Origin of the sequence: Rickettsia endosymbiont of Halotydeus destructor, from assembly GCF_049278075.1 — a bacterium.
Classification (GTDB): domain Bacteria; phylum Pseudomonadota; class Alphaproteobacteria; order Rickettsiales; family Rickettsiaceae; genus Rickettsia.
Genome location: NZ_JAPNPB010000001.1, coordinates 119,729 through 133,689, shown reverse-complemented (window position 1 = coordinate 133,689; position 13,961 = coordinate 119,729). Strand labels below are relative to the sequence as shown.

The following is a 13,961-nucleotide window of genomic DNA, read 5'->3' as shown; positions in this document are numbered from 1 at the left end:
AACGCCGCGTGAAAATGACAAAGGTGTTAGGAAAATATAAGCAACATCGCTATCACAAAAGAAAATAGCCCCATCGCTTCGGCAAGTCCGGCACCGATTAATGCCATTCTTTGAAGTTGCTCGGCAGCTGAAGGGTTACGAGCTATTGAATTTAACAATGAGCTAAATATATTACTTACACCGAGTGCTGCACCAAACATACCGATAGCCATAAACCCGACACCTATATATTTTAAAGAGATCATATCCATATTTAAATTCCGACTTTAATTAATAAATATTATACCATAATTTCGGTAGTATACGCGAAGTATTTTAAGAAATAGGTTTTATTTTGGAGGTGAATGAGCGCAGCGTAAAACTTAAGTTAAGTGAGCACATAAATCCTAAGATCAAAATGAAAAAAACAATCCTTAAAAGACGAGCAGTATATTAGGTTCTGTGAACAAAATTTAAATTAATCTATTTTAGTTCTTTTTTGCTGCAAATTATAAGATTTTTTTGAAATATGAATAACTATTCCTACAAAAATCTTATTAATTTTCGCTAAAAAATCTCTTAAAATATAAATAACTTAAATTTTGTTCACAGAACCTAGTGTAAATTAATAGCATCATTAAGGTACACACAAGAAAGAATAGCAAAAATATAAGCCTGAAGGATTGCAACAAAAATTTCAAACCCGATTAGCACAATTATAAGAGGAAGTGGGATAAATTTCAAGTAAATCATTAGAGAAACCATGAAGCCTGCTATTACTTTCAGCAAAATATGACCGGCCATCATATTGGCAGCAAGCCGCAGCGATAAGCTTACCGGTCTTGCAAGATAAGTAAATAATTCAATTATTATCATTAAAGGAGCAAGCCATAGCGGTGTACCGTGCGGTAAAAAAATAGTAAAAAAACGTAGTCCGTAATTGTAAAAACCGACAATTGTTATTGTTAAAAATATCATGATAGCTAAAGCAAAAGTTATCGAGATATGGCTAGTAACGGTAAATCCATAAGGGATCATACCAAGTAAATTACAAAATAAAATAAATACGAATAAACTGAAGATTAGCGGAATAAATTTACGTCCATTCGCTCCGACACTTTGATTTAACATACCGGTAACCAGGGCGTATATCATTTCAGCACTTGCCTGAAGCCTTGAAGGAATAAGAAGTTTTTTTTGTAGAGATATGTAAAAATAAGTTAGAGCTAAAATAACGGCAAGTAACATATAACCGCTTGAATTATTAAAACTAATATCAATACCGAATAAATTGATTTCGACCAATTTATTTACGTTGAATTGAAGTAAAGGGCTATGGGACATTTTTTATTTTAACCTCTGCCAAATTATATTTAATCCGGCAATAATTCCTATTATCATACATAATATAAGAAATAACGGTGTGGAATTAAATAATTTATCTATAGTTATGCCTATAAACACTCCAACCATTGTTCCTGAAACTAAATCTACAGCTAGGGTAAATGCATTAATTTGCTGCTTCGGTTTTAAGTGGGTAAGCTCAGTTGTTTTAAACTCCTTAATTCTTCTTTTTATATTTTTTAATTTTTCTGGGTCCATTACTATCAAGAAGTGCTAAATCTTCTCTTTATCATTTTCTAAAACTTTCTCTATGGCCTTTGAAATATTATTAACAGCATATCCTTCAATTGGTACACCATTTATAAAAAATGACGGAGTACCTTTAAAATTTGGAGTTTTTGCTATAAAATTAGTATTAGCAAGTAATATTTCCGTAATTTTATCATTACTTAAACATTGTTTGTAAGCTTCAGGAGAAATACCACCTATTTGCCCGATACTTGTTAACAACTCACGATATTTATTACTATATGCCCATTTATCTTGCTGCTCTAAGATTACTTTATGAAATTGCAGAAAACTATCCATGTCACCTTTGCAACGAGCTAAAATTGCGGCATCCAAGTCTTGTTTATTACCAATAAATTCTCGAATAACATACGCTATTTTATTAGTATCAATATATTTTTTCTTAATTTCCGGAAAAATTACCGTATGGTAATAAGCACAGTGGGGACAAGTAGGAGAAAAATATTCTACCATAATCGCCTTTGCTTCTTTATTTCCGAGAACCATGTCATTTTTGTTTATATTGAAATTTACGATAGATTCGTCTGATAATTCATTACTGCTTGTTACCGGTTCGTTTTGCGTCTCATCTTGCGGAGCAATTTTTTGATTATTATCTTCTTCAGAAATAACCGCTTCTGTAGGCGGTTCATCTAAATTATTCTCATTATTTTGAGGAGTTACCTGCTCACTTATACTTGCGGGATTTTTTGTTTGCTCTACTAAAACCTCGCTATTTTGTTTTGTAGCCTGAATCGGCTTTACCTCTTGCTCTGTTGTTTTATCTTCGGAACAAGAGCTTAAAAATAATAAAAATATTATCGTAACAAAAATATTATACATGAATGTTTATTTTTAATTAATAATTAAGTTATAGGATTTTATTAATATTATTACAATACTAAATTAGACTCTCTCCGTAAAATAAATTTTGTTAATAGCGCCTATATATTATAATAAAACTTAGTACTTTCTAACTATAGTAAAATATGCTATATTAAGCTTAGTATAAGTCTAAATATTTTACGGAGGAACTAAAATATGTCAACACAATCTGAGTTTAAAATAGGGCAAAGAATCGTATACCCATCTCATGGAGTAGGAGAAGTAACAAATATAGAATTCCATACTCTAGCTGGAACAGAAATTAAAGTTTATGTGATTTCCTTCCCGCAAGATAAAATGACGCTAAAAGTTCCCGTTAGTCGAGCGGCTGTTGTTGGTCTTAGAGCGGTTGCAAGTAAAAAAGATCTCGATGTAATATACTCTACACTCCAAGGTAAAGCTAAACAAGGCAATAGAATGTGGAGTAGACGAGCCCAAGAATATGAAAGTAAGATTAATTCGGGAAATATTGTTGCCGTCGCCGAAGTATTACGTGATCTTCATAAAAATGTTGATAATGATCGTTCTTATAGTGAAAGAACGCTTTACGAATCTGCATTAAATAGATTGGCAGGCGAACTTGCTATCCTCGAGAATATGCATCCTACCGAGGCAATTAATAAATTAGTAGAAGTATTACGTGAAAAGTTAGTAGCTTAAACACTCGCTATCCTCGTGGTCAAGCCGATCGTTGTTTATGGTGCGCTAAAATCGATAGGACATCATTCTAGTTCAAACAGGAATCCAGAAAATTATAGTCATCCTGAATTTATTTCAGGATCTCTTGCATTAGATGCTGAAACAAGTTCAGCATGGCAAAGAAAATCTGGATTCCCGTTTGAACTAGAATGATATCAAGCGTGCTTAACATACACATACAATAATTCCATTATGCTAAATCGTGAAATCTTATTAAATAATGAAGAAGAGTCAAAAGATTTTGCTAGAAGTCTAGCGCAGAATTTAAGGCCTGACAGCGTTGTATTATTTACCGGCGATTTAGGCTCAGGCAAAACATTTTTATGTAGAGAAATTATTAAATATTTTTGCGGCTCTAATACCCAAGTTAGTAGCCCGACTTTTAATATTCTTCAAACTTATCAAGCCCCGAATTTTACGATCTATCATTTTGATCTTTACCGGTTAAAATCACCTGAAGAAATTTATGAACTCGGTATAGAAGATGCGTTGCAAGGTAATTTATGCTTAATAGAATGGCCGGAAATAATCGAGCATTTACTTCCTGAGCCATTAATTAGAATTAATTTGCAAATAACATCAACCGGGAGAAAGCTTTGGTTAAAGCCCTCCTCCTAATTGTACCTCATAAAGTTCTTCGTAGGAACTGAGGGCTGGTGGTATTTCATATTGCAACTGATTACTAGCGTTATCCTTACAAGGAAAATGTGTTGCTATTACCTTTTTAATTTCTTGTCTTTCTTGTTCAGTAAATTTAGAAGGAGTCCAGAACTGACCGGTTTTTAATTGTTTATCTCTTGGCACCATAAATTTATCTTTAGCAGCATTTTTTAAAGATGTAGCATTTTTTACTAATTCCTCAATCATTCCCTCTATCTCGTCTTGTTTTTTTAGATTTCCAATTTCTAATTCTTTTGCTTTTGCATAATATTTTTCAGCAGCCTCAGTTCGCCCTTTATCTTTAAAATAATTACCTTGTGCTATTTTGTTAGCTATTTTTTTACTGACTATTTCTTTTATTTTATCCGATAATTTTGTCCGATTGTCACGATTAGTTTCTAATGATCTTTGCTCCCATAAATTTCCCTCCAATTTTTCTAGTAAATTTTCAAAAAGTAGAAAATATTTTTGCACCTCTGTTTCATGACCGATCATACTATAATATTTGCGCGCGCAGCCTAATGCGGTTTCATCTTCTAGCTTAAACAAAGAATCAGCTAATGCTTTATATGGCTTCTCTAATTTAGATAAATTCTGTGAAGTAGGAGAAAGTTTATAAACATGGTGATAAGCTTGGATAGAGTCCATAAAACTTTCTATAGCCTTACTAAAATATTTATTTTTTTCCTCTTCTTTTTCTGGTTTAAGTATTTTCTCAAATTTTTTAGCTTCTTGCTCCTTTTGTTTAAGCTTTTTTTGCTCAAACACTAGCTCACCTTTTTCCTTTGCTAGCTTCTCTTGCAACTCGCTATACTTCTGCCTAATATTATCTATTTCTTCAAGTTTTTGCTGATTTTGCTCAATATTTTTTTTTGTTTCTTTTTTAATTTCTTCTTGATTAGTTCCTATTTGCTTAATCGCTTTCTCTAACTTTTCAATTTCTAGCTGCAATTTCTTGACTTTTGTCGATTTAGTCATTGCTTTTGCTTTTTCGAGGTTTAGTAATCCTATATTATAATAGGCTTCACCCAAATTTTCTTGCATCTCCTTAGTACTTATATTTAAAGCAGCTATAAGCTTCTGATATTCTTCTATTTTCTTAGTAATTCTAGTTACAACAGCTGTAGGGTCTATTTCTTCAACATCTTTAGTTCCAGAAGCTATAAGCTTCTTACGTTCTTCTATTGACTTAATATTTTTATCTCCAGCAGCTATAAGTTTCTTCCTTTCTCCTATTTTCTTAATATTTTCAACTTCAACTTCTATAAGCTCCTGATATTCTTTTGTTTTCTCAATACTTTTAATTTTATAATCTTTAAGCGTCTTTGTTGCATCCTCAGCACTTTCAGCATTCTCAACCCTGGCTAGAATCGACTTTATTTCCTCAACTCTTTTATCTCCATTAGCTGTACACTCTACATATTCATCTATTCTCTTAATAATTTTATCTTCAACAGCTATAAGTGCTAGATATTTTTGTATCTCATTAATACTTTTAACTTCAACTTCTATAAGTGCTAGATATTTTTGTACCTCCTTAATGCCTATAACTCCAGCATCTATAAGCTCTTGATATTCTTCTATTTTTTTAATAGTCTTAACTTTAATACCTATAAGCCTTTGGTATTCTTTTATTAAATCTACTGCTTTTTCGTAATACTCTAAATGTTGCTTTGCATCTAGCTTCATACACTTAACAGCTGAAACAAGCATTTTTTCTATAATAGTTTTAATCTCTTTTACTACCGATTCAAATGGATTTATCGGTGGTTTTTTGGTTAATTTTTCAAAGAATTTTAAGAATCTGGCTTGTTGCTCTAAAATATGAATAAAATCATCTATTCGAGCCTTAAGCTCTAATGTGTTATTATTTTTTTTGCTAATTTTTTCTTTTCCGAAAAAGTCTTTTATAACCTTTAAATATTGAACTAACACCTGCACTTCATCTTTATCAGTCTTAACTTCTCTGAGCTTTATTATTTCCTCTAACGTGGGAAAGTAAGATTCTACAATTGTGGATTCATTATTTTCAGGCTTGATATCTATAGGAAAGCAATATCTTAGAATAGGCCAATATTCAAAAAATGCTTTGGTCTCTAATTCATGATGTAAATGTTTTAAAATAGGAGAATGAAAGGATTTATAAGCATCAGTTAAATTTGTCAGGTTACTATTAAAGAAATTTAATATAATTTCATTAATTAAAGAAATGTTATTACGGACTTGAGCATATAAGTCTTTTGCTAATTCCGGTGATCCGGCCGAAGCGTTTGCAGGAAAAATAGTTGAACATGCTGCCAATTCTTTAGCTTCAACAAACTTATCTAAATTTTTAATTTCTATTAACTCAGAGGCTTGATTGTTATTATCGTTAGATGGCTTATAGAAAATATTTACAGCATTTTTTAAAACCTCTGCTATTTTTATATAAATTTCAGAATCTGGTTTCGAGGATTCATTTTTTATTACATATGAATCAAGAAAAGCTTTTATCTTGTCTTCTCCTATTCCCTCATCTACGTAAGTTACTATTAACAATATGCTATTTTTCAATTTATCAATATTTTGTAACCAATTATTGATATTTGTATCTTTAAAAACCTCAGCGAAATGCTTAATTAAAGTAGTAATAAACAAATCATTTCTAAATAAATAATCGGTAGTAAGTACAAAATTACATAACTTTGTATTATTAAATATTTGCCAAAGGTAATACATAGCGGGAATTATATCTTCACTATTTCTTTCGCCTGTATCTCCAATATTCGGGCATTCAATAATTGTTGAATTTTGTCCTTCCAATTTCCTCGGAATTTTAAAATTAGTATTTTTTGTTTCATAAACTTCCATACGGTTAGGAACTACTGCTTCTTCTGTTATATTACTTAGTAGCTCAGCAATGTCATCTCTACCTGACCCTTTTGCTCCAAAAATTACTGAAACCTTTCCATTAATTCCTTTTATTTCATTATCTCCAATCATCATTGAAGTTAATATTGTTTTAACCTGTTCGTTTTGAGAAATTAGTTCTTGCAATTCTTGCTTAGTCAAAGAAACTTTAAAATCAGGAGACACTTCTAAACCCAATTTTTTGTCTTGCTCTTTCTTATCTAACTCTTCTAAATATTTTAATTTTTTGGTAAGTGCTGTATCTTCAAGATATTCTGAAAAAAATTCTTTAACATTATCATCAAAAATATTTATAGATTTTGTACCTTTATCTCCTAGGTTGCAATCAACGAAAATAGTCTTTATTACCTCATTAAACTCTCTTGTTTCTAATAAAGCTTTTTTTCCTGCTTCTGTTATTTCCGGGTTACGTCCTAAATGAAGTAGTGTTATAGTTTTATTAATATTAAGCATATCTGCTAAAGCTATTACTTTCTTGTCATTTAAACCGAGTCCTATTAAACATAACTCTAAAACTGTATCATTGTTTCTAAGCCAGTTTGCGAGCCTTAAGATATTATCATCCTCAAAAACTATATTGCGAAGATTAAGCTCCTTAATATGAAGAGGTAATAATACATGTTCACTTTTTACTCCTTCAGTCCACCATCTCTTATCACACCATTTTGCATTTTCTTCAATCCAACTTAAAATATTTTCTGGACATATAAGAGTTTTGACACCGGTAGAATTTTTATAAGATAATGTTATATTACTACCTGCGTAAGCTGCTTCAATCTCAGAAGAAAAAGATTTTACTATATTCGTTAAATTAAATTCTAACGGTTGGCTTTTATCTTTATCTTTAAAATAATTCTCTAATATTTCTTTAAATGAAAGAAGGAGTCTAGGTGGGGTGGGGGAATTAAATTTAGGGATATAACTACTAGGGTTACTGACAATACTACTAGACAAATCAACCAAACTACTCAAAAACCCACTATTATTATCTTTGTTATTATCTTCGTTATTATCTTCGTTATTATTTTTCATACTATGCCTTACAAATTGATTGTTTATTTATTTTGCTCAACCAAAATATAAAAGCATTTTTGTTTTGTAAGTTGAATAAATAACTAATTAGTTCTACGGTAAAAAATTAACTAGACGTAATTTTACCACAAGGTTGAAAGATGAAGATGAGAATTTAGGAGAAGTTATTATTACGTGTTTTTATATATTTTAACTAAACTCTGTGGCGTGGACACCCTTAAACGTCATCGTGAGAAGGCATTGTTGCGTGGATTGATTCTACCCCGTTATATTGGTGGTGAGGAAATTCGATAGCCACGATGCGGTAATCTAAGACTCTCTATACCGTCACTGCGAGCGAAGCGAAGCAATCTAGTTATTTTTTCCTGGATTGCCACGTTGGCATAAATGCCTCCTCGCAATGACGAAATTTTTTAGGTTATTCAAAGGGTTTTACTATAACCATGGTTACGGCTACAACCATACAGAAAGTGGGAACTTCATTAAGAAGTCGGTAAAATTTTTCAGAATGAGTATTTTTACCATTGGCAAAATCTTTACGCCATCTGGCAAGTAATCCATGAAAAATAGTTAAAATTACAACTGCTAACATTTTAACATGGAACCAGACTCCTAGCGCAACTATTCCATAAATATAGGCATTTATGATACCGAAAATAAAAGTACTGATCATAGCAGGGTTCATAATAACCCGTATTAACTTTAATTCCATCACCTGCAGCATTTTATCGGCTTCTCCACCAATTTTTGCCTTGGTATGGTAAACATACACGCGAGGTAAATACAACAATCCTACCATCCAGCATATTGCTGATATCAGATGAATTGCTTTAAACCACAGGTAATAATTTGCCATTTTTTAATACTTATTCTTAATTTTTACACAAACACATTGTAAATTTTTCTGGACATATTCTTTTACCTTCAGCGCTCACTATTAAATTATTATCTTGACTAGCTTTAATATTAATTAATTTTGATATTATTTTTGCTAAGCCTTTAATAAAATTTTTGGTAACTCTCAAGGTCGGTATACGAGTATAATCTATCCCGTATTTATCTGCAATTAATTTATATTCCATATCAAGCTCTACTAAAGTCTCAACATGCTCGGAAACAAAAGCAATAGGAACGATAATTATATTTTTCTTTAACTTGCCGGCTATTTCTATTTCATCTTCGGTATTCGGTTTTAACCATTCTACCGGTCCTACCTTGCTTTGATAGGTTATTTTATAATCCAAATCATCTATATTTAGCCCTTTGACTACGGATCTTACGGTTTGTTCTATTTGCCATTGATAAGGGTCACCTGCTTTTATTATTTTTTCTGGTAACCCGTGCGCCGAGAATATCATGCGGAAATTTACTTTATCTATTAATTTTTCTTTAATCAATGAAATATGAGATCGGATAAAATCTTCTTGTACAGGATAACAACAAATTGTTTTTACCTCAATATTGCTATTAAAATTATTTATAAAATCTTTAATCGATGAGCCGGTAGTGGTGCTTGAAAATTGCGGATATAATGGTAATAAAATTATTTCTGATGGCTGATATTTTTCTATTTGCTTAGTTATTTCTTTTGAAGTCGGTGAAAAATAGCGCATGCTTATAAAAATTTCAAAATCTTCTTTTATATTTTTTTGTAGTTCCTCGGTTAGTGCTAATTTTTGCTCTTTCGTTTCAGCTAATAGAGGTGATTTATTACCGATTAGCGAATATATTTTTTGAGATTTTTTATTTCTCGTGATAGAGATTATTTTAGCGATAATAAAGCGCAATGGATTCGGCAAATTAATAATTGCCTTATCATAGAATAGATTAAATAAAAACGGCTTTACCGATTTTAAGCTGTCAGGCCCGCCTAAATTAAAAAGAACAATGGCAATTTTTTTAGACATACTAAATTTTATATTCTAAGCTCCCTAATATAATTTACTAAAAATTCAACATTTTCTGGAGGAGTTTCCGGCATAATACCGTGACCAAGATTGAAAATAAAATTTTTGCCTTTAAAGTTTGATAAAATTTTATCAAGTTTTTCCTTAATAATTTCTTTATTTGTAAGCAACACTATTGGATCTAAATTACCTTGTACCGTTATTTTGTCACTCCACGACTTCATTATTTCAAGCGGCACATATTGATCACAAGCTATAATATCTATGCCTGTTTCTGCTATATATTTTTCATATAACCAGCCTGAACCCTTGGGAAAACCTATAATCGGAATATTAGGAAAATATTTTTTTATTTCCGATATTATTTTTTTAGTAGGTTGCACCACAAAATCTATATATTCCTCACTACTTAAAACTCCTGACCAGGAATCAAAAAGTTTTAATATATCCGCTCCCGCTTTTGCCTGATTTATAAGGTGATCGGCGGTTTTTTTAGTAATAACATCTAAAAGCTCTTTAGCTAATTGTTTATTTTCATAAATAAATTTTTTACTAGTTTTAAAATCCTGTTTACCTTTTCCTTCCAATATATAGCTCATTACTGTCCACGGACTACCTGCAAACCCTATTAACGAAGTACCTTTCGGCAACTGAGATTTTACTTTCTTAACTATTTGATAAACAGGCGCTAGCTTTTTACTAGGATCATTTTCTAAATATTTAAAATCTTCTCTTGATTTAAATTGCTTTAATATCGGACCTATATTTTCTTCAAACCTTACATCCCAGCCAAGAGCATGAGGCAATACTAAGATATCGGAGAAAATTATTGCTGCATCGAAGCCATAACGTTTTATCGGCTGCAATGTTACTTCAGTAGCTCTATCAACGTCATAACATAATTCAAGAAAATTTCCTACTGTTTTTCTAACTTTCATATATTCAGGTAAGTATCTACCTGCTTGACGCATAAGCCAGATTGGAATTTTGGTATTGTTGTTTTTTAGAAGTTCGTAAATTTGATTCATGCTACTATTAAATAACTATATTAATATATTCTTTATAGTTGTATATGAGGTTGATTTTATGTAGATTAATTCTTTTCAACATTGTTATCAACATAATTCTTTTTCTAATTACTAGTGAACAATTCAGTATTTATAAGAATAATCCACATAAATTTATAGTAAGTTTTATAAAGTGGATAACTAGGTGTTATATTTGTTTATATCCTCGAAAAACTTTATTTTATAAGGCGTTCGAGTAGTTATTCACAATTTTATCCACAAATTAAACACATAAGGAAAATTAGCCGCTAAAGGCCTTATTTAATAAGGATTTAGCACATGTTTTAATAAGAATTAGTACTAAAATAATAAGTTATTAAGAAAATTATCCACAATAAGGCGTATAACCTATGACAAAGCTCATTATTCACCTTGTTTCAGATTCTTCTGTTCAAACTGCTAAATATGCGGCAAACTCTGCGCTTGTACAATTTACTACTATTAAACCGAAATTATATCATTGGCCGATGATTAGAAACCTAGAATTATTAAATGAGGTATTAAGTAAAATTAATTCTAAACAGGGTATGGTTTTATATACTATCGCCGATCCGGAATTGCGTAAAACATTAATGAAATTTTGTTACGAGTTAAAAATACCCTGTATTTCAGTAATAGGTAAAATCATTAAAGAAGTATCGGCATTTTCAGGAATAGAAATAGAAAAAGAACAAAGCTATAATTATAAATTTGATAAGACTTATTTTGATACGGTTAATGCTATTGATTATGCTATCAGGCATGATGATGGACAAATGGTTAATGAATTATCTGAAGCCGATGTTATTTTAATAGGCCCGTCAAGAACCTCGAAAACTCCTACTTCCGTATATTTAGCTTATAACGGTTTGAAAACTGCAAATATACCTTATGTTTATAATTGTCCATTTCCTGACTTTTTAGAAAAAATTACTGAACAGTTAGTAGTAGGATTGGTTATTAATCCCACTAGGCTTATTCAAATACGTGAAGCTAGAATGACTTTACTGCAAATTAATGAAAATAACAATTATACGGATTTTAAAATAGTCCAAGCAGAATGTTTGGCAGTTAAAAAGATTTGTGATCAAAAAAATTGGCCTGTTATAGACGTGTCAACGAAATCAATAGAAGAAACCTCTGCCTTGATAATGAAAATATATTATAATCAAAAAAAAACTATTTATAAAAAATAAAAAATTTTCATAGTTTACAACTATAATCTAGTACCTTATAATTTAAGTTAGGTAAAATATCCTTCTAATTCGAGCGGAGCGTTATTATAGAGCTCATTAAAAAATAATTAGTATTTCCGCGTATGTGGATGACCTCAACAAACAATATCGAAAATTAAAAAATTAAGGTGATTATGACAAATAATGTAACGGATAATTCTTTCGAAGAAGAAGTATTGAAATCAGATTTACCAGTAGTAGTTGATTTTTGGGCAGAGTGGTGTGGACCTTGTAAAATGTTAACACCTATAATAGAAGAATTAAGCCAAGAATTACAAAGTAAGGTAAAAATTCTAAAAATGAATATTGAAGAAAATCCAGAAATTCCTTCAAAATATGGTATACGGAGTATTCCGACTTTAATATTGTTTAAAGAAGGTAAACAAGTTGATATAAAAATAGGAGCACCAGAAAAAAAAGCTCTTTTAGAATGGATTAATAAATCTGTTTAATATGTTATCCAAACCTTCAAATATTTTTATAAAAATAGCCAACGGGTATGTTGAGGGAATTGATACACATAAAAGAGCGCAAGGATTAAAACATTTTTTTTTAGGTAAAGGAGAATTATTTTCTTTAAAAATCCCTATATTAAATAATATTAATTTTTCTTGTTATGAGGGAGAGAAGATTGCTTTTATAGGTAGTAACGGCTCTAGTAAAAGTTCTCTTCTAAAAGTAATTGCAGGAATTTACCCGTTAAAATCTGGAAAAATAAAAGTTCACGGAAATATTGCTGCTATTATTGATATGGGCGTAGGTTTCGAACCTGAACAAACAGGCCGAGAAAATATTAAAATGCTGATGCTATATAATAATATGTTAGATAAATATAGCAAAAGTGTTGAGCAAGAAATTATAGAATTTTCTGGCCTTGGTAGTAAAATTGATTTATTGATAAAAAATTATAGCTCAGGAATGCTATCACGTCTTGCTTTTTCGGTTTCAATATTTCAAAATCCTCAAATTCTTTTACTTGATGAAGTTTTTGCTGCAGGTGATAAATATTTTATAGAGAAGTCGCTTAAGCTGATGAAAAATAAATTTAAGAATACTCCTATTTCAATTATTGTAAGTCATGAAGAGGACATCATTAAGGATAATTGTAATAGATGTATATTGTTGCAAGAAGGAAGTATTGTTGCAGACGGCAGCCCAAACGAAATATTTAAAATTTTTAATAGAGAAATTCATAAATGATAAAGTATTTTTTTTCAAAAAAATACTGGAGATCAGTAGTATTACTGGTAAAAATATCTATAGCTCGCCAAAATAAAAATTCTTTTTTAGGGTCTTTATGGAGTTTGATACAACCTTTCGTACACATAATGGTAATTTCTTACTTTTTTGCTTTTTTATTAAAACAGCCAAGAGAATTCATGATAATGAATCTGGTAGGAGGTCTTCCTTTATGGACTTTTATAATAAATAGCTTAACTATATCATCAAATTCGTTAGTAACACGTGATCAAATAGTTAAAAAGGTTAGGATTTCAAAAACTTTCTTTCCAGTAGCCGATAGTTTATCGCAAGTTTATAATTTAATTTGCTCATTTGCGGCAATGTATTTTGCGTTTATTTTATTATTTCCAGAAAAATTTAGTTGGCAAATAATATTTTTTCCAGTTCTTATATTACCATTAATAATTTGTGTAGTTAGTGGCTCTATTGCAGTGGCGTTTTTAACTCCCTATATCAGGGATATACCTCAGATATTAACTGTTATTTTAAGCGTGGTTTATTGGACTATTCCAATCGTCTATCCATATTCTATGATACCGGAATCAAAAAGGATTTTCTTTGAACTTAATCCATTTTTTGTAGTTATTAGGCCTGCACAATTTTTAGTAATTGAAGGAAGGCTACCGGAGTTATTACTAATTGTTAAATCCATTATTGTGGCATTTATTATTGTTTGCGTAAGTTATCTTTTTTATAAACGCTTTTCTAAAAAAGTTATTTATTATTTATGAAGC

Annotated in this window: 15 protein-coding genes; 7 read left to right on the top strand and 8 right to left on the bottom strand. The window is 30.6% G+C overall.

The annotated features are described in order from the left end of the window. Nucleotides 1–26: 26 nt before the first annotated feature. From OTR29_RS00570 to OTR29_RS00555, 4 genes are all read right to left on the bottom strand, one after another. Nucleotides 27–251, bottom strand: coding sequence for a F0F1 ATP synthase subunit C (locus OTR29_RS00570; RefSeq protein ID WP_422228728.1), 225 nt, complete (start codon nucleotides 249–251; stop codon nucleotides 27–29). Between the two features lie 343 nt (nucleotides 252–594). Continuing rightward, nucleotides 595–1,323: a F0F1 ATP synthase subunit A gene (locus OTR29_RS00565; RefSeq protein ID WP_422228727.1), complete on the bottom strand. Its 729-nt coding sequence runs from the start codon at nucleotides 1,321–1,323 to the stop codon at nucleotides 595–597. Between the two features lie 3 nt (nucleotides 1,324–1,326). After that, the gene (locus OTR29_RS00560) at nucleotides 1,327–1,581 is read right to left on the bottom strand and encodes an AtpZ/AtpI family protein (protein WP_422228726.1); all 255 of its coding nucleotides are present in this window, start codon (nucleotides 1,579–1,581) and stop codon (nucleotides 1,327–1,329) included. Nucleotides 1,582–1,596: 15 nt separating this feature from the next. Further along, a complete protein-coding gene (locus tag OTR29_RS00555) occupies nucleotides 1,597–2,454 on the bottom strand; it encodes a DsbA family protein (protein WP_422228725.1) in 858 nt (285 codons plus the stop codon). A gap of 198 nt (nucleotides 2,455–2,652) precedes the next feature. Between OTR29_RS00555 and OTR29_RS00550 the strand changes: the two genes are divergently transcribed. The 3 genes from OTR29_RS00550 to tsaE are packed head-to-tail and all read left to right on the top strand — an operon-like array spanning nucleotide 2,653 to nucleotide 3,813. Then, nucleotides 2,653–3,156 carry a CarD family transcriptional regulator gene (locus OTR29_RS00550; RefSeq protein WP_422228724.1) on the top strand — a complete coding sequence of 168 codons (504 nt, stop codon included), beginning with the start codon at nucleotides 2,653–2,655 and terminating at the stop codon, nucleotides 3,154–3,156. Between the two features lie 15 nt (nucleotides 3,157–3,171). Next, on the top strand, nucleotides 3,172–3,348 hold the full coding sequence (locus OTR29_RS00545; protein WP_422228723.1) for a hypothetical protein: 177 nt from the start codon (nucleotides 3,172–3,174) through the stop codon (nucleotides 3,346–3,348). 39 nt (nucleotides 3,349–3,387) lie between these two features. Continuing rightward, entirely contained in the window at nucleotides 3,388–3,813 is a 426-nt protein-coding gene (gene tsaE / locus OTR29_RS00540) for a tRNA (adenosine(37)-N6)-threonylcarbamoyltransferase complex ATPase subunit type 1 TsaE (RefSeq protein WP_422228722.1), read from the top strand. Here the strand turns inward: tsaE and OTR29_RS00535 are convergent. From OTR29_RS00535 to hemE, 4 genes are all read right to left on the bottom strand, one after another. Next, nucleotides 3,796–7,797 carry a hypothetical protein gene (locus OTR29_RS00535; protein ID WP_422228721.1) on the bottom strand — a complete coding sequence of 1,334 codons (4,002 nt, stop codon included), beginning with the start codon at nucleotides 7,795–7,797 and terminating at the stop codon, nucleotides 3,796–3,798. The genes tsaE and OTR29_RS00535 overlap by 18 nt on opposite strands. A 418-nt stretch (nucleotides 7,798–8,215) precedes the next feature. After that, a complete protein-coding gene (gene hemJ / locus OTR29_RS00530; protein ID WP_422228720.1) occupies nucleotides 8,216–8,653 on the bottom strand; it encodes a protoporphyrinogen oxidase HemJ in 438 nt (145 codons plus the stop codon). 16 nt (nucleotides 8,654–8,669) lie between these two features. Next, nucleotides 8,670–9,704, bottom strand: a complete 1,035-nt coding sequence (gene hemH / locus OTR29_RS00525) for a ferrochelatase (RefSeq protein ID WP_422228719.1) — start codon at nucleotides 9,702–9,704, stop codon at nucleotides 8,670–8,672. Nucleotides 9,705–9,712: 8 nt separating this feature from the next. Further along, the gene (hemE, locus tag OTR29_RS00520; protein ID WP_422228718.1) at nucleotides 9,713–10,732 is read right to left on the bottom strand and encodes a uroporphyrinogen decarboxylase; all 1,020 of its coding nucleotides are present in this window, start codon (nucleotides 10,730–10,732) and stop codon (nucleotides 9,713–9,715) included. Between the two features lie 389 nt (nucleotides 10,733–11,121). Between hemE and OTR29_RS00515 the strand changes: the two genes are divergently transcribed. The 4 genes from OTR29_RS00515 to OTR29_RS00500 all read left to right on the top strand — a co-directional run bounded on the left by OTR29_RS00515 (nucleotide 11,122) and on the right by OTR29_RS00500 (nucleotide 13,958). Beyond that, nucleotides 11,122–11,946, top strand: a complete 825-nt coding sequence (locus OTR29_RS00515; RefSeq protein WP_422228717.1) for a pyruvate, water dikinase regulatory protein — start codon at nucleotides 11,122–11,124, stop codon at nucleotides 11,944–11,946. 173 nt (nucleotides 11,947–12,119) lie between these two features. Beyond that, nucleotides 12,120–12,437 (top strand): thioredoxin, encoded by a 318-nt coding sequence (trxA, locus tag OTR29_RS00510; RefSeq protein WP_422228716.1) that lies wholly within the window; start codon nucleotides 12,120–12,122, stop codon nucleotides 12,435–12,437. A gap of 1 nt (nucleotide 12,438) precedes the next feature. After that, nucleotides 12,439–13,185 carry an ABC transporter ATP-binding protein gene (locus tag OTR29_RS00505; protein ID WP_422228715.1) on the top strand — a complete coding sequence of 249 codons (747 nt, stop codon included), beginning with the start codon at nucleotides 12,439–12,441 and terminating at the stop codon, nucleotides 13,183–13,185. Beyond that, entirely contained in the window at nucleotides 13,182–13,958 is a 777-nt protein-coding gene (locus OTR29_RS00500) for an ABC transporter permease (protein WP_422228714.1), read from the top strand. Before OTR29_RS00505 ends, OTR29_RS00500 begins: the two co-directional genes overlap by 4 nt. Nucleotides 13,959–13,961 lie beyond the last annotated feature (3 nt).